Source organism: uncultured Tateyamaria sp. (genome assembly GCF_947487805.1).
GTDB lineage: Bacteria > Pseudomonadota > Alphaproteobacteria > Rhodobacterales > Rhodobacteraceae > Tateyamaria.
Map to the genome: position 1 here is coordinate 294,288 of NZ_CANKXW010000004.1, position 26,206 is coordinate 320,493.

The window sequence follows — 26,206 nt, forward strand, 5'->3', positions numbered from 1 at the left end:
CTGACAGTACCTGTGCTATGGTGAGGACATGACACGTACACACCGCCTGTTCCAGTTGATGCAAACCCTGCGCCGGATGACGCCGCCCGTGACCGCGCAGGCGCTGGCTCATGACATGGATGTGTCGCTGCGCACGATTTACCGCGACATTGACGAATTGCGCGGGCTTGGCGCGGTGATTGATGGGGAGGCGGGGTTCGGGTTTACCCTGATCGAGGATGCGACGCTGCCGCCCTTGGGGTTCGAGGATGACGAGCTGGAGGCGTTGGTTCTGGGCCTGCGGGATGTGGCGGTGATTGCCGATCCGGCGCTGGCCAAGGCGGCGACATCCGCGCTGGCCAAGATACAGGCGCGGGTGCCGCCGAAACAGGCGCACCGGCTGAAACACGCGGTGCTGGATGCGCGCCGGTATTGGCGGCCCGAGCCGCCGCGCATTGATGTCGTGGACCTGCGGCAGGCGGCGTGGGACGAGGTCAGCGTGCGCTTTGCCTATGAGGACGCCAAGGGCGACCAGACCGAGCGCAAGGTCAAGCCGCTGGGCATCGTGTACATGGAAAACACCAACGTGTTGTTGGCGTGGTGCCACCTGCGCGAGGATTTCCGGATGTTCCGGTTGGACCGCATGGATGATCTGGTTGTGACCGACGACAGCTTTCGCCCGCACCGGGTGCCATTGCTGCGCGATCATCTGGCACGGATCCGGGAAGAGGTGGATCATGTGGCGAAGGACCGCGCGCGCGCGGATTGATCCCTTTCGTGGCAGCACTATTGTCGCTAGATTGGAAACAACGCGAAACAAGCGACCATGAGGCACAATATGCGGTGGGCAGTCACCCTTGGCGCGATGTGCAGCGCCGTTTTCCTTGCACAGACCGTGGCGGCGCAATCCGTCAGCCAGTCGAAACGGCCCGAGTTGCGGCCCGGTTTCGGGGATGTCACGCGCGCCGATCCGGCGCCTGTTCTGGCCTTTGCCAGCGCGCCGGTGATGCGCCCGCAGTTGCGCCCCCTTGAGATTGCCGAGCCTGCGCCGCCGCCGGTGCAGAAGACGGCCGCCGATGCGGGGTTTCAGCGTTGGATACAGGGGTTTCGGGGCCGTGCGCTGGCGCAGGGGATCAGCCCGGCGGTGTTCGACCGCGCCTTTCGCGGGGTGCGGTACGACCCCGAGGTGATCAAGCGGGATCGCAACCAGTCCGAGTTTACCAAGACGATCTGGGATTATCTGGCCAGTGCCGCGTCTGACAAACGGGTGCGCAATGGCAAGAATGCCCTGCGCAAGCATCGCCGCACGCTGGACGCCATCGAGGCGCGGTACGGTGTGGAGAAAGAGGTCGTCGTGGCCGTTTGGGGCCTTGAGAGCGGCTATGGCGAGTTTCGCGGCAAGGATGATGTGATCCAGAGCCTTGCGACGCTGTCCTATGACGGGCGGCGCGGCAAGTTTTTCGAGGGGCAGTTGGTGGCCGCGCTGAAGATCTTGCAGAACGGTGATACCAGCCCGCGCAACATGACCGGATCCTGGGCTGGAGCGATGGGGCATACGCAGTTCATTCCGACGTCTTACCTGGCCTATGCGGTGGATTTCACCGGGGACGGGCGGCGCGACATTTGGTCGGATGATCCCACGGATGCGCTGGCGTCGACGGCAGCGTATCTCAAGCGGTTCGGCTGGCAGAAGGGTCAGCCCTGGGGCGTGGAAGTGAAGCTGCCGCAGGGGTTCAACTATGGTCTGGCCAGCCGCAAGATCACCAAGTCGCCGGCGGAATGGGCCAATCTGGGTGTGCGCGGTGTCGATGGGCGCGCGGTGCCGAACTATGGTGCGGGGTCGATCCTGTTGCCGGCGGGCGGGCGCGGTGTGGCGTTCATGGTGTTCCGGAACTTTGCCGTGATCGAGCGGTACAATGCGGCGGATGCCTATGTGATTGGCGTGGGGCATCTGAGTGACCGGATCAAGGGCGGTGCGCCTTTGGTTGGAAACTGGCCCGAGGGCGAGCGTCCATTGACCCTGCGTGAGCGCAAGGAGTTGCAGCGGCGGTTGACCCGCGCGGGCTATGACACCCAAGGGGTGGACGGGAAAGTGGGTCCGAACACGTTGAAGGCGGTGCGGGCGTACCAACAGAGCCTTGGCCTGCCTGCGGACGGGTTTGCGACCTTGAGCCTGCTCAAGCGGTTGCGGTGATCCGGCGGACGCCTTTCGTGACCTGACGGGCGCCCGTGCCGGGCGACGTCATGTTTTAGGGGGCTCCGCCCCCGTCCTTACGGACTCCCCCGAGGTATTTTCGGCGAAAGGAAGGGTTAGCCCGGTGACATGCCGCGCAGGCGTTCGCTGCGGCGGCGGAGGAGTTCGACCGTGGTGAGCAGGGCGATGGAGATCACCACGAGGATGGTGGCGACGGCGAGGATTGTCGGGCTGATCTGTTCGCGCAGGCCGATGAACATTTGCCAGGGCAGGGTTTTCTGGCTGGCGGAGCCCACGAAGAGGACCACAACCACCTCGTCGAAGGAGGTGATGAAGGCGAAGAGGCCGCCCGAGATCACACCGGGCAGGATCAGTGGCATCTGGATGCGGAAGAAGGTTGTGACCGGGCCTGCACCCATGTTTGCGGCGGCGCGGGTCAGGGAGCGGTCGAAGCCCACCAGTGTGGCCGTAACGGTGATGATCACGAAGGGGATGCCGAGGACCGCGTGGGCGAGGATGACCTTGACGTAGCCCACGAAGCCCTTGTTCAGGCCAAGGACGCTTTCCATCCAGTTGCCTAAGGACGAGTAGAAGAAGAACATGCCCGTGGCCGAGATGATCAGTGGGACGATCATGGGTGAGATCAGGATGGCCATGATTGTGCCTTTGAACGGCACGTGGGATTGGCTGAGGCCGATGGCGGCGAGGGTGCCGAGACTGACCGAGATGACCGTCGCGATGGGGGCGATGATCAGCGAATTTTTCAGCGCCAGTTGCCATTGCGGGTTGGTGAAGAAATCCTCGTAGTGTTTGAGGCTGTAGCCCGCGGGATCGAGGCGCAGCATTTCCGGCGTGAAGGTGAAGAAATCCTGTGCGTTGAAGGACAGGGGCATGACCACCACGATGGGGGCCACGAGGAAGAAGAAGATCAGCCCGCAGATCACCCGGAAGCTGTAGTACCAGATGCGCTGACCCAGCGTGGCGTATGGAGGAAGGCCCATGGTCTGTTATCCCAGCTTGACGTTGTCGATGCCCACGATCTTGTCATAGGCCCAGTAGAGCACCAGCACGGCGGCCAGCAGGATCGAGCCCAAGGCAGCGGCGAGGCCCCAGTTGAGCGAGGACGAGATGTGGTAGGCGATGCGGTTCGAGATGAACACACCCTTGGTGCCGCCGACGATTTCGGGGGTGATGTAGTACCCGATGGCGAGGATGAAGACGAGGATGGACCCCGCGCCGATGCCGGGCACCGATTGCGGGAAGTAGACCCGCCAGAAGGCTGTCCAGTTGGTGGCGCCCAGTGATTTTGCGGCGCGCAGGTAGGACGGCTGGATCGTCTGCATGACCGAGTACATTGGCAGGATCATGAAGGGCAGCAGGATGTGCGTCATGGCGACGATTGTGCCGAATTGGTTGTTGATCATGATCAGCCGGTTGGCGTCATCCACCAGCCCGATCCACACGAGCACGTCGTTGATGACGCCCTGTTGTTGCAGCATGACCTTCCACGCGGAGGTCCGCACGAGGAGCGAGGTCCAGAAGGGCAGGAGGACGAGGATCAGCAGCATGTTGGCCTTGCGCATCGGCAGGTTGGCCAGCAGCCACGCGACGGGGTAGCCGAGCGCGATGCAGGAGAAGGTGATCAGCAGCGACATCCAGATGGTGCGGCCAAAGAGCTTGAGCAGGATCTGCTTGTCATCCGGCTGCCAGGCGATGCCTTCGGGTGTTTTCTGGGCATCGACGGCGTTCAGGAAATAGCCGCCGGTATAGGTGCTGGAATGGGTCTGGATCGTTTGCCACGGGATGATGGTTGCCCAGTCTTCGTCCATATCGGTGAAGGCCGCGGTAAAGTCGGGCGTCGGCAGGTCGGCGGACTGTGCGGCGCGCAGCAGGTCGGCGCCGGGGCCGGAATAGGCGGACAGGTCGGCGGTTTGCAGGTCAGTGGCGAGGGCGACGGGCAGGGCCTCCCACGGATCGCGGGTGGCGGGATCGCGGCCATCCTGGGTGGCCTCGAACACGGCCCAGGCGGTGTAGGCGCGAGCGGTTTTTGGCAGAAGCTGTGCGATGTCCGCGCGCGGTGCGAAGTTGACGTCACCTTCGGTCGGGTTGTCGGTCAACGCGGCGACGCGAGCCCGTTGGGTGGCGAGCAGCGCGGTGTCGGCGGGCGCGCCGTTGAAGATGGCGTACCAGGTTTCGCCGTCTTTCCAGTCGCTGTTCAGTTTTTCGAGCGGTTTCTGGATGTCCTTGCCCAGATCGTCCAGCTTGCGCCCGGATTGGCGGAACAGGGACGACAGGCCGGTTTGTTCATAGTTCAGGCGGGTGCCGAGACGGGTGTGCCGTTTGGCCTCGGCGGCGATGAACATGTCGAAATACATCGCCTCGAACACAGGTTCGTCCGGGACCTCGCCGGTGGCCGCGTCCCAGGAGGCGAGTTCCTGCACCGTGTAGGGCAGGGTGTTCTGGACGATCTCGTTTTCGACCGAACGGAACAGCATCGAGGCAATCGGGACGATGAAGGTGATCAGCACGAAGATCAGCAGCGGCGCGATCAGCGCAAGCGCACGCAGTTTCTGGCGGCGCAGTGCGCGCGCAAGGCTGCGTTTGAGGGGGGTGCCGTCGGCGGCCAGCATCGTCTCGGCCATGGATCAGGCTCCCTTTGCGACAACGATCATGGACGTCGCTGTGCGGTGGCGGATCTTCATGACCTCCTGGTATGCGGGGTCGTAATAGGCGGCCAATGCGGCTTCGTAAGTGGGGAATTCGAATACGACGTGGCGGGAGAATTCTGGCCCTTCCATGGAATGCGCATCGCCGCCACGCACCAGCGGAACCGCGCCATGGGACAACAGGATCGGCGTGTCCTTTTCGACGTATTCCTTATACGCCTCGGGGTCGTTTACGGTGATGTGACCGATGATGTAGCCCTTGGGCATCGCGCGCCTCGTTCGGTTTGGCATAGGGTGCGCGTCAGGCGCGCACCCTACGCAAAGGGGGGGTAGGGTGCGCCTTTACGGCGCACCTTTGGTTCTTATTGAGCCAGCCACGCCTGGAACTTGGCGTCGATGTCGTCGCGGTAGTCCGCCCAGAACTCGTAGTTGTAGAGGAACGTGTTCTTGGCGTTCTCCGGGTCGGTCGGCATGTGCGGTGCCATGTCGATGCCCAGCGATTCGTGCTTGCCCACCAGCGGAGCGGAGGACAGGCGGGCCGGACCGTACGAGATGTACTTGGCCTGATCGGCCAGACGCTGCGTGTCGGTCGCGAACTTGACGAAGTCCAGTGCGCGTGCCTGACGCTCGGGGCTCAGGCCCGTGGGGATGATCCAGCCGTCGAGGTCGAACACCTGCGCGTCCCAGAGCATGCCGATGGGCTGCTTCTGCTCTTCGATGGCGGCGAACAGGCGACCGTTATAGGTCGAGCCCATCACAACTTCACCGTCAGCCAGCAGCTGGGGTGTGTCGGCACCGGCGGACCACCAGATCACGTCGTCCTTGATTGTGTCGAGCTTGGCCAGAGCCTGATCCTGACCTTCGGCTGTGCCCAGAACGTCATAGACGTCTTCTTTGGCGACGCCGTCACAGAGCAGGGCCCATTCCATGTTGTTGATCGGGCGCTTTTCGAGGCTGCGCTTGCCGGGGTAGGCGTCGGTGTCGAACACGGCGCAGACGGATGTCGGTGCTGTGTCACCCACCAGGTCGGTGCGGTAGCCGAATGTTGTCGAATAGACGATCTGCGGGATGAAGCAGTCGGAGACCAGCAGGTCGCCAAAGTCATCGGATGCGGATGTGCCATCAGGGGCTGCGGCCAGTTGTTCGTCCGCGTCGATTTCCAGCGCGAGGCCTTCGTCGCACAGACGGATCGCGTCGGCGGCCACAACGTCAACGACGTCCCATGTGACATTGCCCGCTTCGTTCATGGCGCGCAGTTTGGCCACGGCTTCGGCCGAGCTTTCGTCCCAAACGGCTGTGACGCCGGGGTTCATTTCGATGTAAGGCGCGACATATGCGTTTTGCTGGCTGGACTGATAGGCGCCGCCCCAGCTGACGAGTGTCATGTCGCTGGCCATGTGGCCGTCGGCAAATGCGGTGCCTGAGGCGACCGTCAGTGCCGTGGTTGCCAAGAGTGTCTTGGTCATTTGCATGGTATTACTCCCACTGTTTACGCCCGGATTTGAGTGTGGAAGGCCAGACGCGGGCGTCGCCCCGGCCTTCTTGACGTGCTCAGGCGTCGAGCGCCCGGCAATCGTTCGGCATCCACCCGATGTCGATCTGCGTGCCCGGTGTCAGGCGCACTTGATCGGGTGCGTTGCGTGTCTTGATCACGAAGTCATCGTTGCCGGCCACGCGCAACCGTGTCCGAAAGATATCTCCCATGTAGATGAATTCCAGCACTTCGGCCTTGAGCGTGTGTGCGTCCGGGTTCAGGCGCGACTTGTCCATCTCGACCCGTTCGGGGCGGATGGACACGCGCGTGCGCTGGCCCACTTCGGTGACGTTGATCGGCTTGGCGTCGATGATGCTGCCATCATCCAGACGGACCTCGCAGGTGTCGCCCTTGATCTTTTCGATGACGCCCAACAGCGTGTTGTTCTCGCCGATGAACTGGGCGACGAAACTGTTCTGCGGCTCTTCATAGAGCTGATCGGGCGGGGCCAGTTGCTGAATGCGGCCATCGTCGAACACGGCGACGCGGTCAGACATGGTCAGGGCCTCGGTCTGGTCGTGCGTGACGTAGACGGTGGTGATGCCCAGATCATGCGCCAGGCGCGTGATCTCGAATTGCAGGGTTTCGCGCAGCTGTTTGTCCAGCGCGCCCAGCGGTTCGTCCATCAGCACCAGTTCCGGTTCGAACACCAGCGCACGGGCCAGGGCGATGCGCTGTTGCTGCCCCCCGGAGAGCTGCGCAGGGCGCCGCCCGGCAAAATCCTGCATTTGCACCATGCCAAGAGCGCGCATGATCTTTTCCTCGCGCTCGGATTTGCCGATCTTGCGAACCTCCAGCGGAAAGCTGAGGTTTTCGGCCACCGTCATGTGTGGGAACAGCGCATAGTTCTGGAACACCATGCCGATGCCGCGCTTGTGCGGCGGGATGTTGTTGATCGACGTCCCACCCAGCCGAATATCGCCGTGCGTGGCGGTTTCGAACCCGGCCAGCATCATCAGACAGGTTGTTTTGCCCGACCCCGATGGTCCCAACATCGTCAGGAACTCGCCCTTGGGCATCGACAGGTTCAGGTCTTTGACGACGAGAATCTCGCCATCATAGCTTTTCTGCACGCGCTCGAATTCGACGAACGCCTGGTCGGTCGCAGTATCAGCCAAATCTGGCTCCCCGTTTTTATCGTCGGCAGTTGATTGCCGTTCGCCACATGTAAAACGGGACGATCCCCATGTTGCAACACAGAAGGTGTGATTTGGCGGCCCGATAGCGCAATCTGGTCGATTTCACTGCGAAATCAGCGCGCGGTGGGTCATTGTATTGCAGCAAAACGGGAAAAAGGTTTGGGAATCATGCAGACTGCCTTTGGGAAAAGTGAATATGTGGATCGATTGGCCCGTGTGCGTGCGGCGATGGGGGCCGCCGACCTCGACTGTTTGCTGATCACGGATCCGTCGAACATGTGCTGGCTGACCGGCTATGACGGCTGGTCCTTTTACGTGCATCAGGGGGTGATCGTGACCCATGACGCCGACCCGCTGTGGTGGGGCCGGATGCAGGATGTAGCAGGCGCGCACCGCACCATGTGGATGGCGCAGGATCGCGCGGTTGGCTATGCCGAACACTACATCCAGACGCCGCTCCGCCACCCGATGGAGGATTGTGCGCGGTATCTGTCGGGCCGGTGCGGCGTGGAGATGGACAATTACTATTTCTCGGCCAAGGCCCACGCGGTGCTGGTGCAAGGCGGGGTGGACAGTGTGGATGCCACCGGCCTCGTGAACTGGTGCCGGGCGGTCAAGTCCGAGACCGAGATCGCCTATATGCGCAAGGCGGCGCGGATTTCGGAAAAGGTCGTGGATGGCATGGCCGAACGGATCGCGCCGGATGTGCCCAAGAACACGGTTGTCGCCGAAGCCTTCCGCGAGGCCATCGCGGGTGTTGGCGACGATTGGGGGGATTACCCGGCCATCGTGCCGCTGGTGCCGTCGGGCGCCGATGCGGCGGCCCCGCACCTGACATGGGATGGCCGCCCGTTCCAGCGCGGCGAGGCGACCACAATCGAGATTGCAGGATGTTACCGCCGCTATCACGCGCCGCTGTGCCGGTCCGTGTTCCTTGGCACGCCGCCCGACGAGATGAAGCGCGCAGAGGACGCGATTATCGCAGGGTTGGAGGCCGGGCTGAACGCCGCGCGGGCAGGCAACCAGGCGCGCGATGTGGCGGCGGCGCTGAACGGTGCGCTGAACAGGATCGGCATCACACGAGAGGCCCGCTGCGGCTACCCCATTGGCCTGAGCTATCCACCTGATTGGGGGGAGCGGACCATGTCATTCCGCGCAGAGGATGAAACGGTCTTGGAGCCCAACATGACGTTCCACTTCATGCCCGGGCTCTGGATGGACGGGTGGGGCCTTGCCATTACGGAAAGCATCCGGATCACGGAGACCGGCGCGGCGGAGTGCCTTTGTGATCGACCGCGGGGGATGATTGTGAAGGGCTGAGGGGGGCTGTCTGCCCCCCGGCTTCGCCTCCCCCCGAGGATATTTTAGGCCGAAAGAAATGTGGGAAGCGCCGCCAAGGGTGCTTCCCACAAGAAAGAAGCAATCACTTCTCCCGGCACGGTCATCGGCGTCCCCGCCTGTACCGTGCGTTCAGTTCAAGCGATTAACCTTAATAATTCCTTTCTCTTGGCTATAAATATCCCGGGGAGCGCGAGGGGCTGGCCCCTCGCTGCCTGACAGAAAGCTCAAGCGGCCGGTTTGAGCATGTCGCCGTCCTTGAGCTGGGCGTAACATTCGTCCAGCGCGGTGCGGGCGCGGCGGCCCAGTTCGGCGATTTCTTCGGGGGTAATCACCAGCGGCGGCGAAATCACCATGCGGTCATAGACGTGGCGCATGATCAGGTTGTTGGCAAAGCATCTTTCGCGGCACATGAACCCTGCGGTGCCTGCGTCCATGGCGAACTTGGCGCGGCTGTCCTTGTGCGGCGTCAGGGCCAGCGATCCCATCATGCCCACGATTGTCGTCTCGCCCACCAGCGGGTGATCGGCCAGCCCGTGCCACATCTCGTGCAGCGCGGGCATGGCGACGTCGCGGACGTGGTCGAGCACGTGTTCCTCTTCGAGGATGCGCAGGTTTTCCAGCGCCACTGCCGACGCAACCGGGTGGCCGGAATAGGTGTAGCCGTGGTTGAATTCGCCCGAGCCGATGACCTCGGCCACCTCGTCACAGACGATGGATCCGCCGATGGGCTGGTAGCCGGAGCTGAGACCCTTGGCGATGGTCATGATGTGCGGTTTGATGCCAAGGGTTTGCGCGCCGAACCAGTTGCCGGTGCGGCCAAAGCCGCAGATGACCTCGTCCGCGATCAGGAGGATTTCGTACTTGTCGCAGATGCGCTGGATTTCCGGCCAATAGGTGCTGGGCGGGATGATGACGCCGCCTGCGCCCTGAATGGGTTCGGCGATAAAGGCGGCGATGCGGTCCTCGCCATGTGCGAGAATCGTCTGTTCCAGCTGCTGCGCGCGGGCAAGACCAAACGCCTCTGGCGTGCTGTCGCCGCCTTCGGACCACCAGTTGGGTTGGTCGATGTGCACGATGTCGGGGATCGGCATGCCGCCCTGTTCGTGCATCGGGGTCATGCCACCCAGGCTGCCTGAGCCGACGGAGGATCCGTGATAGGCGTTCTTGCGGCTGATGATGATGGATTTCGAGGGCTTGCCCTTGGTCGCCCAATAGGTGCGGACCATGCGGATGTTGGTGTCGTTCGCCTCGGACCCAGACCCGGCAAAGAACACGTGGTTCAGATCACCCGGTGCCAGTTCCGCGATCTTTTGCGCCAGTGCGATGGCGGGCACGTGGGTCGTTTGGAAGAACGTGTTGTAATAGGGCAGCTCGCGCATTTGGCGCGCGGCGACGTCGGCCAGTTCGGTGCGGCCATAGCCGATGTTCACGCACCATAAGCCCGCCATGCCATCGAGGATCTCGTTCCCTTCGCTGTCGTTCAGGTACACGCCCTTGGCCCGCGTGATGACGCGCGCGCCCTTTTCCGCCAGCTCACCGCCCGCGGTGAACGGGTGCATGTGATGTGCCGCATCCAGCGCCTGAAGCTCGGACGTGGGCAGATGGTTGGTGATGGTGGCCATGGAAACCTCGGGTGTTTGAGAACATGCCGAGAATATGGGCAACCGCGTCGCCGTCAATCCGGCATCTGCAATGTCGCTGGACGCGTGAGACAAAAGTTGATTTCATGCACGCTGACCCGGGCCTACCGGGCGTGATACGGGAGTACACCATGAAGAAGATGATGCTGAGCACTGCGGCGATCGTGGCCCTGACGGGTGCGGCGATGGCCGACGAAGTGCGCGTTTACAACTGGTCCGATTACATCGACGAAGAGTTGCTGACCAAGTTCGAAGAAGAGACCGGCCTGAAGCTGATCTATGACGTGTTCGACAGCAACGAGGTTCTGGAAACCAAGATGCTGGCCGGATCCTCGGGTTATGACGTTGTCGTACCGTCGGGCACGTTCCTGCAACGCCAGATCAGCGCGGGCGCGTTCCAGAAACTGGACACCTCGAAACTGTCCAATGCGGAAAACCTGTGGGATGTGGTCGAGGCGCGCACGGCGCAATACGATCCCGGCAACGAGTATTCGATCAACTACATGTGGGGCACCACGGGCATTGGTGTGAATGTCGGCAAGGTGCAGGAGATTTTGGGCGAGGACGCGCCCATGGGCTCGCTCGACCTGATCTTTGATCCGGCCAATATGGAAAAGCTGCAAGCCTGTGGCGTGCATTTCCTTGACGCCCCGACCGAGATGATTCCCGCCGCGCTGAAATACATCGGCGAGGACCCCGACAGTCATGACCCGGACGTTCTGGCCAAGGCGGAGCCGATCCTGACCGCGGTGCGTCCGTATGTGCAAAAGTTCCACAACTCGGAATATATCAACGCGCTGGCCAATGGGGATATCTGCGTGGCCTTTGGCTGGTCCGGTGACATTCTGCAGGCGCGGGACCGTGCGGCAGAGGCCGAGAACGGTGTCGAGGTGGCCTACAATGCGCCCAGCGAAGGAGCGCTGATGTGGTTCGACCAGATGGCCATTCCGGTCGATGCGCCCAACCCCGAGGGGGCGCACAAGTTCCTGAACTTTATCCTTGATGCGCAGAACATGGCGCAGGCGTCGAACTATGTCTATTACGCCAATGGCAACCTCGCGAGCCAGGAATTCCTGGTAGAGGATGTGATCGGCGATCCGGCGATCTATCCGGATGCCGCGACGCTGGAAAACCTGTACACCACAACGCCCTATCCGGCCCGCGTTCAGCGGACGGTCACGCGCATGTGGACCAAGGTCAAGTCGGGCACCTGAGCCTGATATCCGGGCGCAGGGACATCCCCTGCGCCCTTTTCATTTTGAACGGATTCCCCTTTGGCAGAGACTGTTTTCGCCCCCTGGGACGACCCGAACGAGACGCCGCTGATCCGGTTTCGCAACGTCACCAAACGCTTTGGCGATTTCACCGCGATTGACGATCTGACCCTCGACATTTTTGAGCGCGAATTCTTTGCCCTGCTGGGGCCATCGGGCTGTGGCAAGACGACGATGATGCGGATGCTGGCGGGGTTTGAAAACCCCACCGATGGGTCGATTGAACTGGCGGGCCAAGACATCGCGGGTGTGCCGCCGAACAAGCGGGCGGTAAACATGATGTTCCAGTCCTATGCCCTGTTCCCGCACCTGTCGATCTGGGACAATATCGCCTTTGGTCTGCGCCGCGAGAGCAGTGACAAGGCGGCCATCTCCGCCCGTGTCGAAGAGATGCTGAAGTTGACCCGGCTGGAGAAATTTGCCCGCCGCAAGCCGCACCAGATCTCGGGCGGGCAGCGTCAGCGTGTGGCGCTGGCCCGGTCCTTGGCCAAGGCACCCAAGTTGCTGCTGCTGGATGAACCGCTGGGCGCGCTGGACGCCAAGCTGCGTGAGGCGACGCAGTTCGAGCTGATGGACATTCAGGAAAAGACCGGCACGACATTTGTCATCGTCACCCACGATCAGGAAGAGGCGATGACCGTCGCCAGCCGCATCGCGGTGATGGACGAGGGGCGTGTGATGCAGGTCGCCACGCCGGACCGGATCTATGAAGCGCCGGAGTCCGTTTATGTGGCGGATTTCATTGGTGACGTGAACATCCTGGCCGGGACGGTCAAGGCAACGGGCGACCATACCTATGCGCTGGGGGTTGAGAACGGCACGGTGACGGCCATGTCGGAACGACCGTTTTCTGACGGGCAGACCGCCCATCTGGCCATCCGGCCCGAAAAGGTTGCGATCCACACAACCGCCCCCGAGGGTACCGACAACCTGTTGCAGGGCAAGGTGCTCGATATTGCCTATCTCGGCAATCTGTCGACCTATCACGTGGAATTGCCCGGCGGTCAGATCATCAAGGCGCAAACCGCCAACACCCGCCGCCTGTCGCGTCGTGATATCACGTGGGAAGACACCGTCTGGATCAGCTGGACCAAGACCGCGGGGGTTCTGCTGGACCAATGAGGCGCGCCGTTCTCATATCAGTGCCCTATGTCTGGCTGCTGGCGCTGTTCCTGATCCCCTTTGCGGTCGTGTTCAAGATTTCGCTGTCCGACATCGCGCTGGCGATCCCGCCCTATACGCCGACGGCCAAGGACGGCATCTGGACGATGCTGACGCAGCTGGATTTCGAGAACTTTGTCTTCCTCACCGAGGACGATCTGTATTGGAAAGCCTATGTCAGTTCGCTGCGGATCGCGGTGATTTCGACCATCCTGACGCTGATTGTGGGATACCCGATGGCCTATGCCATGGCGCGTGCACCGAGTGAATGGCGGCCCACCTTGCTGATGCTGGTGATCCTGCCGTTCTGGACCTCGTTCCTGATCCGCGTCTATGCGTGGGTGGGCATCCTGTCGGGCGAAGGGTTCCTGAACCAGTTTTTGCTGTGGACGGGGGTGATCAGTGACCCGCTGACCATCCTCAACACGAATACGGCCGTCTATATCGGCATCGTCTATACCTATCTGCCGTTCATGATCCTGCCGATCTACTCCGCCCTGGACCGTCTGGACGGGTCGCTGATTGAGGCGGCGGAAGATCTGGGGTGTTCGCGGATCAAGGCGTTCTGGCTGATCACGATCCCGCTGTCCAAGAACGGGATTATCGCGGGCTGTTTTCTGGTCTTTATCCCGGCGCTGGGCGAGTTTGTCATTCCGTCGCTTTTGGGTGGGTCGGGGACACTGATGATCGGCAAGGTCCTGTTCGAAGAGTTCTTTTCCAACCGCGACTGGCCTGTGGCGTCGGCGGTGGCGGTGATCCTGCTGTTGATCCTGATCATCCCCATCGTGCTGTTCCAGCGTAATGAACAGCGGCAGGCGGAGGCCGAGCAATGACCCGGCTGAGCCCTTTCAATGTCGTGTCGCTGACGCTGGGGTTTGTGTTTCTCTACGTGCCGATGCTGATTCTGATCATCTACAGCTTTAACGAATCCAAGCTGGTGACCGTCTGGGCCGGGTTTTCGACCAAGTGGTACGGAGAGCTGTTGTCCAACGACGCGTTTTTGGACGCGGCGTGGGTGACGCTGCGGGTGGCGGTCATTTCGTCCACGATTGCCACAGTACTGGGCACGATGGCCGCCTATGTGCTGGTGCGCGGGGGGCGGTTTTTTGGCCGGACGCTGTTTTCGGGGATGATCTATGCCCCGCTTGTGATGCCCGAGGTGATCACCGGCCTGTCGCTGCTGTTGCTGTTCATTGGCATCGGTCTGGATCGCGGGGTGCTGACGATCGTTCTGGCGCATACGACCTTTTCCATGTGTTTCGTGTCCGTCGTCGTGTCTTCGCGCCTGATGACCTTTGACCGGTCGCTCGAAGAGGCAGCACTTGACCTTGGCGCCTCGGCCTTTGACGCGTTCCGCCTTGTCACCTTGCCGATCATTGCGCCTGCGGTCATTTCCGGGTGGCTGCTGGCCTTCACGCTCAGCCTTGATGACCTCGTGATCGCGTCCTTCACCTCGGGGCCGTCGGCGACGACCTTGCCGATGAAGATCTGGTCGTCGGTACGGCTGGGTGTGAGTCCGGAGATCAACGCGCTGAGTACGATCCTGATCGGGCTGGTGACGGTGGGTGTCATCGCGGCGTCGCTGGGCAGCAAGCAGGCGGCGCTGCGGGCCAAACGGGACGAACAGACCGCCGCCCGCACCGCATGAAGCGGATTTTTCCCGATTTTGCCTATGGCGATGGCCCGCGGGCCGGGTGCTGGTGGGACGAGACCGTCGCGCCGGTTGAACATCCCGTGCTGCGCGGGGACGTCCGATGCGACGTGGCCATCGTCGGGGCCGGGTTCACGGGCCTGTCGGCGGCACTGACGCTGGCCCGCGCGGGCGCGTCGGTTGTTGTGCTGGACGCCAACCGTGCCGGGTGGGGGGCATCGGGGCGCAATGGCGGGTTCTGCTGCCTCGGCGGCGGGATGGCGTCTGACGCCAGCCTTGATCGCCGGTTTGGCCGCGCGGGGCGTCTGGAGTGGCGTCGCGCCGAGGTTGCGGCGGTCGCGTATGTGGGGCAATTGGCGGCGTCCCTCGGTCTGGACATCGACCGACATTCGCAAGGTGAAACCTGCGTATTGCACAAGCCCGGCCTGTTGCCGGTGTTTGAAGGCGAAGCGGCGCGGATTGAAGAGAATTATGGTGTGGTGCCGACGTTTCTGGGTGCCGATCAGATGCGCGATGCGGGCATGGCCGGGCCCTTTCACGGGGCGATGACAATTCCCGTCGGCTTTGGCCTGAACCCGGGCAAGTTGCTGTGTGGCGTTCTGTCCGCCGCGCTGTCCGCAGGCGCGCAGATCTATGATCAAAGCCCCGCGACCCGCGTCGCTGGCACGACGGTCGAGACGCCCGGTGGCCGGGTGCATGCCGACCGCGTGATTGTCTCCACCAACGGGTATTCCAGCGAAGACATCCCTGCGGCGATGGCGGCGCGCTACATGCCCGCGCAATCCACCGTTCTGGTCACCCGGCCCATCACAGCGCAAGAGCGCGCGCAACAGGGGTGGACCAGTGATCAGATGGCCTATGACAGTCGCAACCTGTTGCATTATTTCCGGCTGATGCCGGATGGGCGGTTCCTGTTCGGGATGCGGGGCGGGCTGCGGTCATCCCCGGCGGCAGAGGATGCCGCGCGGCGCGCGCTGATGCGCGACTTTCGCGCTATGTTTCCAGAGTGGGCAGGTGTCGATGTTACTCATTGCTGGTCGGGGATGGTGTGCCTTGCGCGCAACCTCCTGCCGTTTGTCGGGGCCTTGCCGGGGCAGTCTGGTGTGCTGGCGGGCTTTGCCTATCACGGGAACGGGGTGGCGATGGGCATGTTCTCAGGCTCGATCCTGGCGGATCTTGCGTTGGGGCGCGCGCCGGCGCTCTATCCGCAGGCGATGCGTACGCCTGCGCGCAGGTTTCCGTTTGGCGCGGCACGGCGCATTGTCATGCCACCCGTCTATGCGGCGCTGAACGTGCTGGATCGCTGAGCCCTAGATAGGCGCGCGCAGCCCCGTGACATTGTTCGCCCCGATCATGTACCCGCTGTCCAACAGCAGGAGGGTCGTACCGCCGTCGATGCGGGCTTCGGTCACGCGGGAATAAACCGATGCGGGTTCGGTCAGCAGCACCTGGCCATTGGCGCGGCTTTCGATCTGAAAGCTGTATTCGCCATAAGGCAAGGACGAGCCGTCCGTGGCCTTGCCGTCCCAGTCGTACAAATCCGGGCTGACCGGCAGGGGCAAGCGCTGGACCTCGGTGCCTTGGCCATTGGTGACGATCAAGGATACCTCGTCAGCGGCAAGCGGTGGGTTGGGCGCGATTGTGACCGCGTCGCCATCGAATTTCGCGGGGCCCTGGACAAGGGCGTCCATGCCGATCCAGTTCGCGGCACTCGCCATGTCGTTCGCGCCAAGCGCTTGCAACATCTGTTCCATCAGGTCGTTGGTGTTGACCTGCTGTTCGACCATGGAAAACTGCGCCAGCTGAGCTGCGTATTCCGAGGAATCGATGGGTTCCAGCGGATCCTGGTATTCCGCCTGTGCGGTCAACATCTGGAGGAAAACCTCGAAATCGGAACTGAGCACGCTGGCATTGTTGGAAGCCGAGGCGGCCCCGCCGGAAGCGGCTGTGGCTGAAGGTAGAATTTGCATGACACTAGAACCTCATGTCGATTGCGTCGGGCGCGATTGCCAGACGTGGGGCAGGGGGGATGGCACTGTCGATTGCGCCGGGCGCGCCGGGGTCAGGGGGCATTTCCTGCGCGGACCCATGCGGCGATGGATCCTCGGACGTTTCCTGTTGCTGGCCCTGGTCGAAGGAGAACGACACGTCCTCGTATCCCAGATCGGCCAGCGATTGCCCCAGGTCATCCGCGTTGCGCCGCATCAGATCGAGCGTGTCTGGACGGTCTGCCTGGATCAGGACGACCATGCCCGTCTCGGAGGGGGCAAGCACCATGCGCACGCGCCCCAGCTCTGCGGGGTTCAATGCAATTTCGATCGGTTTGTGCGGAGTTTTGACCAACGCTTCGGCGATCTGAGGCGGGAGAGGGGGCGCGGTTTCAACCCGTGCCGCTTGTGCAGGCGTTGCCGGTTGATTGGGGGTGACCTTGAGGTCCCAGATCACATCCGGCTCGGCCAGCGTCTGGGTCCGTTCCGAAACTGTGATGTCCATCCCGGCAGACATGGCTTGCGACTGGACCCGATTGTGCAGAACGACGGACGGGCTGACCTGAACCGCCGCGTTTTGCGGCGTGGACATCACGTGAGTATCGCTGGTCATCCGAGACCCCATGTGCGGCTCTGTTGGAACCGCGCGCGCTGGCGTTGACGCGGCTGTCTCTGGCGCATGTGGGGTCAGGCTGGCGACGTGGACGGTTTGATACAGGGTCGTCTTCGATTTGTTTTGCGGCGTGTTCCAGCGCAGCAGATCACCATCCGCATTCTGCCCGGCGGATCGTTTGACGACCAAGGGAGATTGCGCGGCTTCGGTTGGCATGGCCACATCGAACATGTTCTGGAGCGTCGCGGGGCCCATTGACGCGGCCACCGGTTGCAACAAGATCGGCTGCCCCGACAGATGGCGATCGATAACAGAGGCTGCGGGCCCGCCTTGCAACGCGGGTGTGTGCTTGTCACCGTTTGGCTCAATCGTCCCCTTGGACCAGAGTTGAGGCTCTGGCGACAGGTCAGTTCTTGACGCTGGCGCAGGTGAGACGGTCGGTGGGTGTGCCCCCTGATCCGGGTCATGCCTGACCACGCCAAGTTGCCGGTCGGACGGGACAGCGGTGGCACTTGGAGCGCGCGCTGTGTCTGTCGCAGGTGCCTCCGCAAGGTGTGTCGGGTCGTTTCGGAAACCGGGAGCTTGGACATGCGTCACGGCGGTTTCAGCATGTCGTGCGACCCCTTGCGACGGAATATCCGGCTTGGCCGACGGGTGGTTCGGCGCGGCGGGCACAGTCTGATTGCGCGCCGGCGTTGACGAAACGGCGGGCGGTTGATCGGCTGGTTTTCCGTATTCCGGCTGCGGCACTTCGGACTGCACAGGCAAATTGGGCGGGGCGGTCAGAATACGGCCCACTGGCTGTTCTCGTGACATCGCAGGCGTCTGCCCAAGCGGGCTCGCGACGGGTTGGGGTGTTGCCTTGTCGGCTGGTCCGGTGAGAGGCGGTGTCCCGTCGGGTTGAGCCGCAGCAGGTGCGCGTCCGACCGGCGTGTCTGGCGGGCCGGTTTCACGTCGCACCGTGGCCGCCGCGAGATCGGTTGGTAACCTGTCGCGTGTGACGGATTCCTGCCGAGCGTGTTCCTTATGCCCTGAGGTGTCGACAACAACGCCTGAGGGTGCCGTGTCGGTTTGCGATGCGGCGCGATATTCGGACCGGGCCATGACCGCAATTTCGTCAACGGACCGCCGCACAACCCGCGCCGGTGTTTCGGCAATTTCGGTTCTGTCGGCCGCCACGCGTCTGGCATCGTCCTGCGCCGCCGGTTCATTTGGCGTGTCGCCGTCGGAACGCGTGGGCAACGCAATCGGATCGCCGTCTCTGGGGCGGGTTTGCGCGGGCGCGTATGTGGGGTGTTCCGTACCAGGGGCAGTGTCGGATTTGACGTGCGGGACGGCCGTGTCATCCGCGGGAGCCGCACGTTCGGTGTCCGCATTCTCCGATGCGCGCGGCGTAGGCGCGGCGCTTTTCGGCAGTGGCGGGTTGATCACCTGCGCCGCGGGATCCTGACCTGAGAAGACGGCCAGAAACTCGACCGGCTCCGACACATGCACGATTGGCGTATCTTTTGGCGGCGGTACGGCCGTGGATTTCAGATCAGTGGCAAGTGGCAGATCCATACAAGTCTCCGGGATTTCTTCCGCGTTTGACCGAACATGGCGCCATGGTGGTTACCGGTTCTTTACCAAACGTCCGCCATGCTGGGAAAAATCATTCGAATTGAGAGGAACTGGAATGGATGTCGTGAATGCCGGGCCGATCCCGCAAGCGAAGGTGCAGAATGCGGCCCTCATGGATGCCGCAAAGAAGCTCGAGGCCACGTTCCTTGCCGAGATGCTGAAATCTGCGGGTTTCGGAAAATCTCGGGAAAGCCTTGGCGGTGGTGCAGGCGAGGACCAGTTTTCGTCCTTTCTGGTACAGGCGCAGGCCACGGAAATGGTCGAGGCCGGCGGCATCGGTCTGGCCGAGGCGTTGTTTGATGCATTGAAGGAGCGGCAGGAAAATGTCTGAAGCAATTGGCGATATCATAGACAGTCTCGATGATCTGCTCGAAGCGGAGCGCACTGCGCTGCTGCGCGGTGATCTGGATGACGTCACACGTCTGCACGACCGCAAGGAACGGCTCATCGATGCGTTGAACAAAGCGGACGCCCTGGATCGCGCGGCCTTGGCCCCGTTGAAAGACAAGGTCGAGCGCAATCAGGACCTGCTGAATTCGGCATTGGAGGGTGTGCGGTCGGTTGCACGACGTCTGGCGGCGATCCGGCGCGTGCGCAAATCGCTGGAGACCTATGACGCCAAGGGTGAAAAACGCACGGTCGAGATTCGCTCCGAAACATCGGTCGAAAAGCGGGCGTGATAGGGATTGAATCAAATCCTACGCAAGCTGCCCGCGGCGGTTAAGGTTTCAGTTAGTCTATCGACGGCATGGTGTGCAGGCACTCAAAACGAGTGGCGCATGCCCCTGCCAAAGGGAGTGCATTTGTCAGAACGGCACCCGATCTGCCCCGACCGGGTCAGACAAACCCCTGGCGCAAAGCGCCGTGACAAAAGGACATGCACATGTCGAGCATTCTTACGAACAACAGCGCAATGGTTGCGCTGCAAACCCTCAAAGGGATCAACAAAAACCTGGCGATGACTCAAAACGAGATCTCGACCGGTAAATCCGTTTCCAGCGCAAAGGACAATTCGGCGGTTTGGGCGATTTCCAAGGTCATGGAGTCGGACGTCAAAGGGTTCAAGGCCATTTCCGAAAGCCTGAGCCTTGGTGAATCGACTGTGGCGGTCGGACGAAACGCGGCCGAGACGGTCACCGACCTTCTGACAGATATCAAAGGCAAAATCACTGCGGCACAGGAAAGCAACGTGGACCGCGACAAGATCCAGACGGATATCACGGCCCTGCGCGAACAGATCGAAAGCGTGGTCGGCGCGGCGCAGTTCAACGGCCTGAACCTCGTTGATGGTTCGTCCTCGACCGATGTGACCATCCTGTCGTCTCTGGACCGCGATTCCTCTGGCAACGTGACCGCGTCCGAGATCACGGTCGAACGCCAGAACCTGTCGGTGTCCGGCTCGGTCACCACACAGGTCTATGACGGTGCCACAGGCGCAGACACATCGACCAACATCGTGAACGCAACAGCCGAAGGCGGTTCGGCGGTTGTTTCCGGCACCGGCGTGCCGACAACCGGTACAGCGTCCTATGTCGACGTCGCAATTGCATCGGTTGGTGATGGGTTCGGCTATCAGCTGGTTCTGGATGATACGGCTGACGCAAACAGCCTTGGCACACGTACATTCGAGTATGTGGCCAACGCCAATGACAGCACCGAGGACGTTGCAAACAACCTCTACAACCAGGTGAACACATTCCTGTCCGCGACAAACGAGACGAACTATACCGTTTCGCTCGACGGTGACACGGTGCGCCTGACGCGTGCAAATGCCGGTAACGAGCTGGAAGTGACGATTGAGGCGGATACGACCGGCAACACTGCTGGCACCAGCTCCGGCGGTTTGGCGGCCTTGCAAGCCATTGATGTAACGACCGACTCCGGTGCAACCGCTGCGCTGACATCGATTGAAGCGCTGATCGACATTTCGATCGATGCCGCTGCCTCCTTTGGCTCAGTCGAAGGCCGGATCGAGACCCAGAGTGAGTTCGTCAGCAAGCTGACCGACTCGCTGACATCGGGGATCGGTTCGCTGGTCGACGCGGACATGGAAGAAGTGTCTGCACGGCTTCAGGCGCTGCAGACACAGCAGCAGCTGGGTGTGCAATCGCTTTCGATTGCGAACCAGGCGCCGCAGACCATCCTGTCGCTGTTCCGGTAATCTGAAACGGTGGGGCGCTGAAATCTTGCGCCCCACCACCCCATTGAGGCCCCAAATCATACAGGTGACAGCGTGAACGCGACATCCCAAGCCCTTCGCGGTTACTCAGAACATGCAGCGTCGACACGCAGTGATCGCCGCGCAGAATACGAGGTCATCGCGCGTGTGACCCAGCAACTGCGCGATGCCGCGGTGAACAGCAAGTCAAACTTCTCGGCTTTTGCTTCGGCCCTGCACACCAATCAGAAACTGTGGACGGCCCTTGTTGTGGACGTCCTCGACGATGCAAACCCGCTGCCGCCGGATCTGAAAGCCCGCATCGTCTATTTGTCCGACTTTACCCGGCATCAGACGGGTCAGATCCTGAGAAAGAACGCGTCGGTGCTTCCCCTTTTGGAAGTGAATATGGCGCTTTTGCGCGGCCTCAAAACGGAAAGCGGTGCAACATGAGCGGCCTTGTCCTGAAACTGAGCCCGAAAGAGCGGATATTGATCAATGGCGCGGTCATCGAAAACGGCGACCGGCGGAGCCGGCTGGCTATCATGACGCCGGATGCCAATATCTTGCGTCTACGGGACGCTATCCACCCGGAGGATGCGAAAACTCCTGTCCGTCGTGTCTGCTATGCCGTGCAACTGGTTTTGTCCGGGGACAGTCCAAAAGACGACGTGCGAACTGCTCTGCTGCGCAATATCGAAGAGCTGAGCCAGGTTTTTGTCGACCCGGACAGTCGCAAGCACCTTGATATCGCCTCACATGCCCTTGTCCAGGACGATCATTATCGCTGTCTCAAGGCGTTGCGGTGCCTGTTACCGCGCGAAGAACGGCTGTTGGCGGCGGGTGCTTGAGCGATGTTTCAACCTGTTCTTGTCTCGTCGGGATTGGTCGGATGGCAGTTTCTGCAGCGCACATACGATCAGCAATTGGCGACGTTCTCCGAGTCCAATGTGCAGAAACGAGACACTGATCACTTTCGCGAAAATATCCAATCCGTGACCAGTGCCGAGGACCTTGTCGCGGACCGGCAGATGTTGACGGTGGCCCTGGGTGCGTTTGGGCTGCAAGACGACATCGACAACCGGTTCTTCATTCAGAAGATGCTCGAAGATGGCACAACTGCTGACGACGCGCTCGCCAATCGGTTCACGGACGAGCGGTACAGCGACTTTTCCGCCGCTTTCGGGCTGGGACCCGGCGAGATCCGCGGCAGTCTGCGACCCGGTTTCGCGGATGAGATCATTGCGAAATACCAAGCCAACAGTTTCGAAGTCGCCGCCGGTGCGCAGGATGATACCATGCGCGTCGCTTTATACGCCGAGCGGACCCTGTCCGACGTTGTCGGCGGCACGGGCAGCGAGGCTCAGAAATGGTTCTCGATCATGGGTCAGCCGCCTTTGCGGACATTGTTTGAAACCGCATTCGGATTGCCGTCGTCCTTTGGCCAGGCGGATATCGATTTGCAGTTGACCGTGTTTCAGGAACGGGCCCAGCGCACCTTTGGTGTCAGTGATCCGGCGGAGTTCGCCGACCCGGAAGTCCTTGACCGCCTGGTCACAACATATTTTGCGCGAACACAGTTACAGAACGGCGGCGCTGGCGCGTCCGGTGCTGCCATCGCATTGACGCTCTTGGGGGGCTGACCAAGACCGGGACAGACCCGGCCATGGTCGCGGAATACAGATCGCACTAGCGTGGCCGCACCGATGGCTGGCGATGCGTGGACGCGCCTGCCTTGCCGCGTCGAAGTGCAAGGCGCAACTGATCAAAGCTGTGCGCACATCCATGACCATGTGTCTGTGCCATCAGCTCATCCAGCGCCGGCCAGATCGCGATGGCCGTGTCGATGTCGGCATCTGTGCCAGCCGAATAGAGGCCAGCCGAAATCATCATCCTGTTTCTTTCGTAGATGCTCAGGTGCTTGCGCACCTCGGCGATCGCGCTGTTCTCGTCTGCGCTGGCGGCATCGGGCAGACTGCGCGAGACGGACTTTAGAACGTCGATTGCGGGGAAGCGCCCTCGTTCCGCAATGTCGCGATCAAGGACGACGTGGCCGTCGAGAACGCCGCGCAGAATATCGGCGATGGGCTCGTCCATGTCCGAACCTGCAACCAGAACGCTGAAGATTGCGGTGATGTCTCCCTGTCCTGACATGCCGGGGCCTGCCCGTTCGCATAATGACATGATCAGATGTGCCGTTGAGGGGGGAAATCCGCGCAGAACGGGTGCTTCTCCTGCGGCGACGGCAATCTCCCTGTGCGCCTCGGCAAACCGTGTGATGGAATCAGCCAGGAACAGCACCGAAAGGCCCTGATCCCGAAAATATTCCGCAATTGCCATGGCCGACCATGCACAACGTCGGCGGACCAGAGGTGCCTGATCAGACGTCGCGGCGACGACGATCGTGCGGGTGCGGCCCTCGGGGCTCAGCGTGTTGTCAACGAAATGGCGCACCTCCCGTCCGCGTTCCCCGACCATGGCAATCACCACGACATCGGCGGTCACGGTCGTGGCGAGTTTGCCCATGAGACTGGATTTTCCGACACCGGACCCGGCAAACAGGCCGATACGCTGACCGCGGACAATGGGCAGCATCGTGTCGAATATCACGTGCCCGGAATCCAGTCGCGCACCCAGCGGTCGGCGTGCCGCGGCTGGCGGCGGGGACGATTGAAGCGGGCGCAGGTCGAACCCTTGAACCAATGGCTTTCCGTCCAACGGCGTACCATCGGGATCCACGATACGCCCCAACCATGAAAAATCAGGCGATATCCCCGCGTTCCGGTCCAATGTCACACGGTCGCCCAGCGCGATGCCGGCCACAGGCGCGTCCGGCAGAATGATGGCAAATGTATCAGAGAGTTGCACCACCTCGCCAAGAAGCGTGGTGTTGTCGGCACGCGTGACCTCCGCACGGTCGCCAATCCGCGCGCAGTGTCCAAGGCCGGATACGGTCATCGTGCCACCCTGAACCGAGATGACGCGACCGATCGGGCGCACATGCGTCAAACCTGACAAATGCTGTTCCAGCGATTTCATGCGTGCGGATTGCTGCATCGGATCCTCCTGATGGCTGCAAACAAATTCTTAGGGAATCACAGTTAAGCCTTGGTTGAAATTGCTCGAGGGAGAAGCCCCGATGTTCCAGAACCTCACCGTTTTTGAAACGGCACACGCGATGGCGGTCCATGCAGGACAGCGCCAGGCCGTGATTTCTCAGAACGTGGCTAATGCGGATACACCCGGATTCGTCGGCCGCGATCTGCCCAGCTTTCAGGATATATACGCGCCCAAGGATGGCACAGGCACGCTGCAGCGAGCGACGCGGCCTGGGCACCTGCATGGCGTTACGGCCGACGGCGTCGATGGCATGATGCGCGAAGATCGCAGTTTTGCAGCACCCGATGGCAACACCGTTTCGATCGAGACGGAAATGATGCGCGCCACCGAAGCCAAGCGGCAACATGACCGGTCACTGGCGATCTACAAATCCGCGCTCAGCATCCTTCGATCAAGCCTTGGCCGACAGTAGGAGCGATTGAAATGAACGAGTTTTCCAAAGCCCTGTCCGTCTCGACCAGTGCGCTTCAGGCGCAGGCATCGCGGTTGCGGCACCTGTCCGAGAATATTTCCAACGCGGACACGCCGGGATATCGGCGCAAGACCATTCCTTTCCAAACCGCATTCAACGCGGATCAAGGGGTGGCGCGGGTCGAGGTGGGGCGCATGTCCTTGGATGACCGGCCTTTGGAGCGGGTGTATGACCCCTCGCACCCCATGGCCGATGACACGGGTCATTTTGACGGATCCAATGTGGATCTGTTGATCGAACTGGCCGACGCCCGCGAAGCACAGCGGAGCTATGAAGCCAACCTCAAGATGTTTGAACAGGCCCGGCAGATGTCGTCCGGGCTCATGCAGTTGTTGCGTCGCTAAGCGACGCGTTACCCAGGAGATCCAGAATGGATTCAGCAGCACTTTCAGCCGTCCAGAACTATACCGCATCCAAATCTGCAACCCGCCCGGGGACCACGCCGGGGGACAGCATGTTTGGCCGCGTCGTGTCGGATTTCGCGCAAACGCTTGCCCAAGGTGAGCATGTGGCCCAGCAGGCCATGGTGGGCGATGCCGATCCGCATGCGTTGGTGCAGGCACTGGCGCAGACAGAATTGGCCGTGGAGACGGCGGTGACCGTGCGCAACAAGGTCGTTGAAGCGTATCAGGAAATCCTGCGGATGCCTGTCTGAGATGCTGAATGAGGTCATCTTTTTCGACACGATGCGTCAGGGCCTTTGGGTCGCGGTGATCGTGTCCATCCCGATCCTGACCATGGCGCTTGTTGCCGGTGTCTCGATCGGTTTGGTTCAGGCCCTGACGTCCATCCAGGAAATGACGCTGACCTTCGTGCCCAAGCTGGCGGCGATCATGATCGTCTTCTGGATGTCGATGGGCTTCATGACACAAACGATGGTGTCGTTTTTCCACGACCGCATCATTCCCCTGATCATCGGAGGTTAACCTTGGACAGCACCGGATATATCACGCTCACCCGACAATCTGGCCTGATGCGCGAGATGCAGGTTGTCGCCAACAACATCGCCAACGCCGCCACCACCGGATATCGCCAGGAAGGGATCATATTCTCCGAATATGTGCAGGGGATCGAAGGTGGCGCATCGCTTTCCATGGGGCAGGGCAATGTGCGGCGCACGCTGTTTGATCAGGGTACGTTGTCCCAGACCGGCGGCACCTTCGATTTTGCGATCGAGGGTGACGGATTTTTCCTGATCGACACGCCGCAGGGTGAGCGATTGACCCGTGCCGGCAGCTTCACGCCTAACGCCGCGGGGGATCTGGTGACACCGGACGGGCACAGTGTTCTGGACGCCGGTGGCGCCCCGGTTTTTGTGCCGCCTGACGCGCGGTCCATCTCGGTTTCGCCGGACGGAATGATCAGCGCGGACGGAAATCTGGTTGGGCAGATCGGGCTTGTCCGTCCGATTGAGTCCGGTGACATGACGCGGCAATCGGGCCTGATGTTTGACGCGGCTGGTGGGTTCGAACCCGCCGAAGGGGCGCGGATGATGCAGGGGTTCGTCGAAGAATCGAATGTGAACCCGATTGGACAGTTGGCCCGCATGATCGAAATCCAGCGGGCCTATGAAATGGGCCAGAGCTTTCTTGATTCCGAAGACGAACGGGTGCGCCGCGCCATGGACGCCATGTTGAAATCTAACTGAGGAGACGC

At 61.6% G+C, this 26,206-nt stretch carries 28 protein-coding genes; 19 read left to right on the top strand and 9 right to left on the bottom strand.

Annotated features, from left to right (window positions below):
- Positions 1–28 precede the first annotated feature (28 nt).
- Together Q0949_RS12635 and Q0949_RS12640 are read left to right on the top strand one after the other, a co-directional pair.
- Positions 29–748, top strand: a complete 720-nt coding sequence (locus Q0949_RS12635) for a YafY family protein (protein ID WP_299166189.1) — start codon at positions 29–31, stop codon at positions 746–748.
- 57 nt (positions 749–805) lie between these two features.
- Complete coding sequence (locus Q0949_RS12640) at positions 806–2,173, top strand: lytic murein transglycosylase (protein WP_299372624.1); 1,368 nt, start codon at positions 806–808, stop codon at positions 2,171–2,173.
- Positions 2,174–2,289: 116 nt separating this feature from the next.
- Here Q0949_RS12640 and Q0949_RS12645 read toward each other — a convergent pair whose 3' ends face one another.
- The 5 genes from Q0949_RS12645 to Q0949_RS12665 form a co-directional block, all read right to left on the bottom strand.
- Positions 2,290–3,174, bottom strand: coding sequence for an ABC transporter permease (locus Q0949_RS12645; protein WP_299139989.1), 885 nt, complete (start codon positions 3,172–3,174; stop codon positions 2,290–2,292).
- Between the two features lie 6 nt (positions 3,175–3,180).
- Positions 3,181–4,815 carry an ABC transporter permease gene (locus tag Q0949_RS12650; RefSeq protein ID WP_299372627.1) on the bottom strand — a complete coding sequence of 545 codons (1,635 nt, stop codon included), beginning with the start codon at positions 4,813–4,815 and terminating at the stop codon, positions 3,181–3,183.
- Positions 4,816–4,818: 3 nt separating this feature from the next.
- Positions 4,819–5,106, bottom strand: coding sequence for a DUF1330 domain-containing protein (locus Q0949_RS12655; RefSeq protein WP_299372630.1), 288 nt, complete (start codon positions 5,104–5,106; stop codon positions 4,819–4,821).
- Positions 5,107–5,201: 95 nt separating this feature from the next.
- Positions 5,202–6,311 carry an extracellular solute-binding protein gene (locus tag Q0949_RS12660; protein WP_299372633.1) on the bottom strand — a complete coding sequence of 370 codons (1,110 nt, stop codon included), beginning with the start codon at positions 6,309–6,311 and terminating at the stop codon, positions 5,202–5,204.
- A 79-nt stretch (positions 6,312–6,390) separates the two neighbouring features.
- Entirely contained in the window at positions 6,391–7,491 is a 1,101-nt protein-coding gene (locus Q0949_RS12665) for an ABC transporter ATP-binding protein (protein WP_299372636.1), read from the bottom strand.
- A gap of 189 nt (positions 7,492–7,680) precedes the next feature.
- Here Q0949_RS12665 and Q0949_RS12670 point away from each other — a divergent pair, with 189 nt between their 5' ends.
- Positions 7,681–8,832, top strand: a complete 1,152-nt coding sequence (locus Q0949_RS12670; protein ID WP_299372639.1) for a M24 family metallopeptidase — start codon at positions 7,681–7,683, stop codon at positions 8,830–8,832.
- Between the two features lie 245 nt (positions 8,833–9,077).
- Here Q0949_RS12670 and Q0949_RS12675 read toward each other — a convergent pair whose 3' ends face one another.
- Positions 9,078–10,475, bottom strand: a complete 1,398-nt coding sequence (locus Q0949_RS12675) for an aspartate aminotransferase family protein (protein ID WP_299372642.1) — start codon at positions 10,473–10,475, stop codon at positions 9,078–9,080.
- A gap of 149 nt (positions 10,476–10,624) precedes the next feature.
- Between Q0949_RS12675 and Q0949_RS12680 the strand changes: the two genes are divergently transcribed.
- The 5 genes from Q0949_RS12680 to Q0949_RS12700 are packed head-to-tail and all read left to right on the top strand — an operon-like array spanning position 10,625 to position 15,886.
- Entirely contained in the window at positions 10,625–11,707 is a 1,083-nt protein-coding gene (locus Q0949_RS12680; protein ID WP_299372645.1) for a polyamine ABC transporter substrate-binding protein, read from the top strand.
- A 60-nt stretch (positions 11,708–11,767) separates the two neighbouring features.
- A complete protein-coding gene (locus tag Q0949_RS12685; RefSeq protein ID WP_299372648.1) occupies positions 11,768–12,889 on the top strand; it encodes an ABC transporter ATP-binding protein in 1,122 nt (373 codons plus the stop codon).
- Complete coding sequence (locus Q0949_RS12690) at positions 12,886–13,761, top strand: ABC transporter permease subunit (protein WP_299372651.1); 876 nt, start codon at positions 12,886–12,888, stop codon at positions 13,759–13,761. The genes Q0949_RS12685 and Q0949_RS12690 overlap by 4 nt, the downstream gene beginning before the upstream one ends.
- Positions 13,758–14,576 carry an ABC transporter permease subunit gene (locus Q0949_RS12695; protein ID WP_299372654.1) on the top strand — a complete coding sequence of 273 codons (819 nt, stop codon included), beginning with the start codon at positions 13,758–13,760 and terminating at the stop codon, positions 14,574–14,576. Before Q0949_RS12690 ends, Q0949_RS12695 begins: the two co-directional genes overlap by 4 nt.
- On the top strand, positions 14,573–15,886 hold the full coding sequence (locus tag Q0949_RS12700; protein ID WP_299372657.1) for an FAD-binding oxidoreductase: 1,314 nt from the start codon (positions 14,573–14,575) through the stop codon (positions 15,884–15,886). Before Q0949_RS12695 ends, Q0949_RS12700 begins: the two co-directional genes overlap by 4 nt.
- 3 nt (positions 15,887–15,889) lie before the next feature.
- Here the strand turns inward: Q0949_RS12700 and Q0949_RS12705 are convergent, their stop codons facing one another.
- Both Q0949_RS12705 and Q0949_RS12710 read right to left on the bottom strand, forming a co-directional pair.
- Positions 15,890–16,549: a flagellar hook capping FlgD N-terminal domain-containing protein gene (locus tag Q0949_RS12705; protein WP_299372660.1), complete on the bottom strand. Its 660-nt coding sequence runs from the start codon at positions 16,547–16,549 to the stop codon at positions 15,890–15,892.
- A gap of 4 nt (positions 16,550–16,553) precedes the next feature.
- A complete protein-coding gene (locus Q0949_RS12710; RefSeq protein ID WP_299372663.1) occupies positions 16,554–18,740 on the bottom strand; it encodes a flagellar hook-length control protein FliK in 2,187 nt (728 codons plus the stop codon).
- A gap of 115 nt (positions 18,741–18,855) precedes the next feature.
- Here Q0949_RS12710 and Q0949_RS12715 point away from each other — a divergent pair, with 115 nt between their 5' ends.
- The 6 genes from Q0949_RS12715 (at position 18,856) to Q0949_RS12740 (ending at position 22,601) form a co-directional block, all read left to right on the top strand.
- A complete protein-coding gene (locus Q0949_RS12715) occupies positions 18,856–19,131 on the top strand; it encodes a rod-binding protein (RefSeq protein ID WP_299372666.1) in 276 nt (91 codons plus the stop codon).
- A complete protein-coding gene (locus Q0949_RS12720; RefSeq protein WP_299372669.1) occupies positions 19,124–19,480 on the top strand; it encodes a flagellar biosynthesis protein FlgN in 357 nt (118 codons plus the stop codon). Before Q0949_RS12715 ends, Q0949_RS12720 begins: the two co-directional genes overlap by 8 nt.
- A 203-nt stretch (positions 19,481–19,683) precedes the next feature.
- Positions 19,684–20,961, top strand: a complete 1,278-nt coding sequence (locus Q0949_RS12725; protein WP_299372672.1) for a flagellin — start codon at positions 19,684–19,686, stop codon at positions 20,959–20,961.
- Between the two features lie 72 nt (positions 20,962–21,033).
- Positions 21,034–21,411, top strand: a complete 378-nt coding sequence (flaF, locus tag Q0949_RS12730) for a flagellar biosynthesis regulator FlaF (RefSeq protein ID WP_299372675.1) — start codon at positions 21,034–21,036, stop codon at positions 21,409–21,411.
- Positions 21,408–21,809 carry a flagellar biosynthesis repressor FlbT gene (gene flbT / locus Q0949_RS12735; RefSeq protein ID WP_299372678.1) on the top strand — a complete coding sequence of 134 codons (402 nt, stop codon included), beginning with the start codon at positions 21,408–21,410 and terminating at the stop codon, positions 21,807–21,809. Before flaF ends, flbT begins: the two co-directional genes overlap by 4 nt.
- 3 nt (positions 21,810–21,812) lie before the next feature.
- Positions 21,813–22,601: a DUF1217 domain-containing protein gene (locus Q0949_RS12740; RefSeq protein ID WP_299372681.1), complete on the top strand. Its 789-nt coding sequence runs from the start codon at positions 21,813–21,815 to the stop codon at positions 22,599–22,601.
- A 46-nt stretch (positions 22,602–22,647) separates the two neighbouring features.
- On the opposite strand, the gene Q0949_RS12745 is transcribed toward Q0949_RS12740, so the two are convergent.
- Positions 22,648–23,997, bottom strand: a complete 1,350-nt coding sequence (locus tag Q0949_RS12745) for a FliI/YscN family ATPase (protein WP_299372786.1) — start codon at positions 23,995–23,997, stop codon at positions 22,648–22,650.
- 100 nt (positions 23,998–24,097) lie between these two features.
- Between Q0949_RS12745 and Q0949_RS12750 the strand changes: the two genes are divergently transcribed.
- Genes Q0949_RS12750 through Q0949_RS12770 form a run of 5 tightly spaced genes read left to right on the top strand, consistent with a single transcriptional unit; the run spans position 24,098 to position 26,198 of the window.
- On the top strand, positions 24,098–24,490 hold the full coding sequence (locus Q0949_RS12750; RefSeq protein WP_299372684.1) for a FlgB family protein: 393 nt from the start codon (positions 24,098–24,100) through the stop codon (positions 24,488–24,490).
- Between the two features lie 11 nt (positions 24,491–24,501).
- Positions 24,502–24,894, top strand: a complete 393-nt coding sequence (gene flgC, locus Q0949_RS12755) for a flagellar basal body rod protein FlgC (protein WP_299372687.1) — start codon at positions 24,502–24,504, stop codon at positions 24,892–24,894.
- Positions 24,895–24,920: 26 nt separating this feature from the next.
- On the top strand, positions 24,921–25,205 hold the full coding sequence (gene fliE / locus Q0949_RS12760) for a flagellar hook-basal body complex protein FliE (RefSeq protein WP_299372690.1): 285 nt from the start codon (positions 24,921–24,923) through the stop codon (positions 25,203–25,205).
- Between the two features lies 1 nt (position 25,206).
- Positions 25,207–25,476 (top strand): flagellar biosynthetic protein FliQ, encoded by a 270-nt coding sequence (locus Q0949_RS12765; protein ID WP_299372693.1) that lies wholly within the window; start codon positions 25,207–25,209, stop codon positions 25,474–25,476.
- 2 nt (positions 25,477–25,478) lie between these two features.
- Entirely contained in the window at positions 25,479–26,198 is a 720-nt protein-coding gene (locus Q0949_RS12770; protein WP_299372696.1) for a flagellar hook-basal body complex protein, read from the top strand.
- Positions 26,199–26,206: the final 8 nt, after the last annotated feature.

Excerpts from the sequence above, each read along its gene's own strand:
- Q0949_RS12635 (WP_299166189.1), top strand. The coding sequence starts at position 29 with ATGACACGTACACACCGCCTGTTCCAGTTGATGCAAACCCTGCGCCGG.
- Q0949_RS12640 (WP_299372624.1), top strand. The coding sequence starts at position 806 with ATGAGGCACAATATGCGGTGGGCAGTCACCCTTGGCGCGATGTGCAGC.
- Q0949_RS12645 (WP_299139989.1), bottom strand. The coding sequence starts at position 3,174 with ATGGGCCTTCCTCCATACGCCACGCTGGGTCAGCGCATCTGGTACTAC.
- Q0949_RS12650 (WP_299372627.1), bottom strand. The coding sequence starts at position 4,815 with ATGGCCGAGACGATGCTGGCCGCCGACGGCACCCCCCTCAAACGCAGC.
- Q0949_RS12655 (WP_299372630.1), bottom strand. The coding sequence starts at position 5,106 with ATGCCCAAGGGCTACATCATCGGTCACATCACCGTAAACGACCCCGAG.
- Q0949_RS12660 (WP_299372633.1), bottom strand. The coding sequence starts at position 6,311 with ATGCAAATGACCAAGACACTCTTGGCAACCACGGCACTGACGGTCGCC.
- Q0949_RS12670 (WP_299372639.1), top strand. The coding sequence starts at position 7,681 with ATGCAGACTGCCTTTGGGAAAAGTGAATATGTGGATCGATTGGCCCGT.
- Q0949_RS12675 (WP_299372642.1), bottom strand. The coding sequence starts at position 10,475 with ATGGCCACCATCACCAACCATCTGCCCACGTCCGAGCTTCAGGCGCTG.
- Q0949_RS12680 (WP_299372645.1), top strand. The coding sequence starts at position 10,625 with ATGAAGAAGATGATGCTGAGCACTGCGGCGATCGTGGCCCTGACGGGT.
- Q0949_RS12690 (WP_299372651.1), top strand. The coding sequence starts at position 12,886 with ATGAGGCGCGCCGTTCTCATATCAGTGCCCTATGTCTGGCTGCTGGCG.
- Q0949_RS12695 (WP_299372654.1), top strand. The coding sequence starts at position 13,758 with ATGACCCGGCTGAGCCCTTTCAATGTCGTGTCGCTGACGCTGGGGTTT.
- Q0949_RS12700 (WP_299372657.1), top strand. The coding sequence starts at position 14,573 with ATGAAGCGGATTTTTCCCGATTTTGCCTATGGCGATGGCCCGCGGGCC.
- Q0949_RS12705 (WP_299372660.1), bottom strand. The coding sequence starts at position 16,549 with ATGCAAATTCTACCTTCAGCCACAGCCGCTTCCGGCGGGGCCGCCTCG.
- Q0949_RS12710 (WP_299372663.1), bottom strand. The coding sequence starts at position 18,740 with ATGGATCTGCCACTTGCCACTGATCTGAAATCCACGGCCGTACCGCCG.
- Q0949_RS12715 (WP_299372666.1), top strand. The coding sequence starts at position 18,856 with ATGGATGTCGTGAATGCCGGGCCGATCCCGCAAGCGAAGGTGCAGAAT.
- Q0949_RS12720 (WP_299372669.1), top strand. The coding sequence starts at position 19,124 with ATGTCTGAAGCAATTGGCGATATCATAGACAGTCTCGATGATCTGCTC.
- Q0949_RS12725 (WP_299372672.1), top strand. The coding sequence starts at position 19,684 with ATGTCGAGCATTCTTACGAACAACAGCGCAATGGTTGCGCTGCAAACC.
- flbT (WP_299372678.1), top strand. The coding sequence starts at position 21,408 with ATGAGCGGCCTTGTCCTGAAACTGAGCCCGAAAGAGCGGATATTGATC.
- Q0949_RS12740 (WP_299372681.1), top strand. The coding sequence starts at position 21,813 with ATGTTTCAACCTGTTCTTGTCTCGTCGGGATTGGTCGGATGGCAGTTT.
- Q0949_RS12745 (WP_299372786.1), bottom strand. The coding sequence starts at position 23,997 with ATGAAATCGCTGGAACAGCATTTGTCAGGTTTGACGCATGTGCGCCCG.
- Q0949_RS12750 (WP_299372684.1), top strand. The coding sequence starts at position 24,098 with ATGTTCCAGAACCTCACCGTTTTTGAAACGGCACACGCGATGGCGGTC.
- flgC (WP_299372687.1), top strand. The coding sequence starts at position 24,502 with ATGAACGAGTTTTCCAAAGCCCTGTCCGTCTCGACCAGTGCGCTTCAG.
- fliE (WP_299372690.1), top strand. The coding sequence starts at position 24,921 with ATGGATTCAGCAGCACTTTCAGCCGTCCAGAACTATACCGCATCCAAA.
- Q0949_RS12765 (WP_299372693.1), top strand. The coding sequence starts at position 25,207 with ATGCTGAATGAGGTCATCTTTTTCGACACGATGCGTCAGGGCCTTTGG.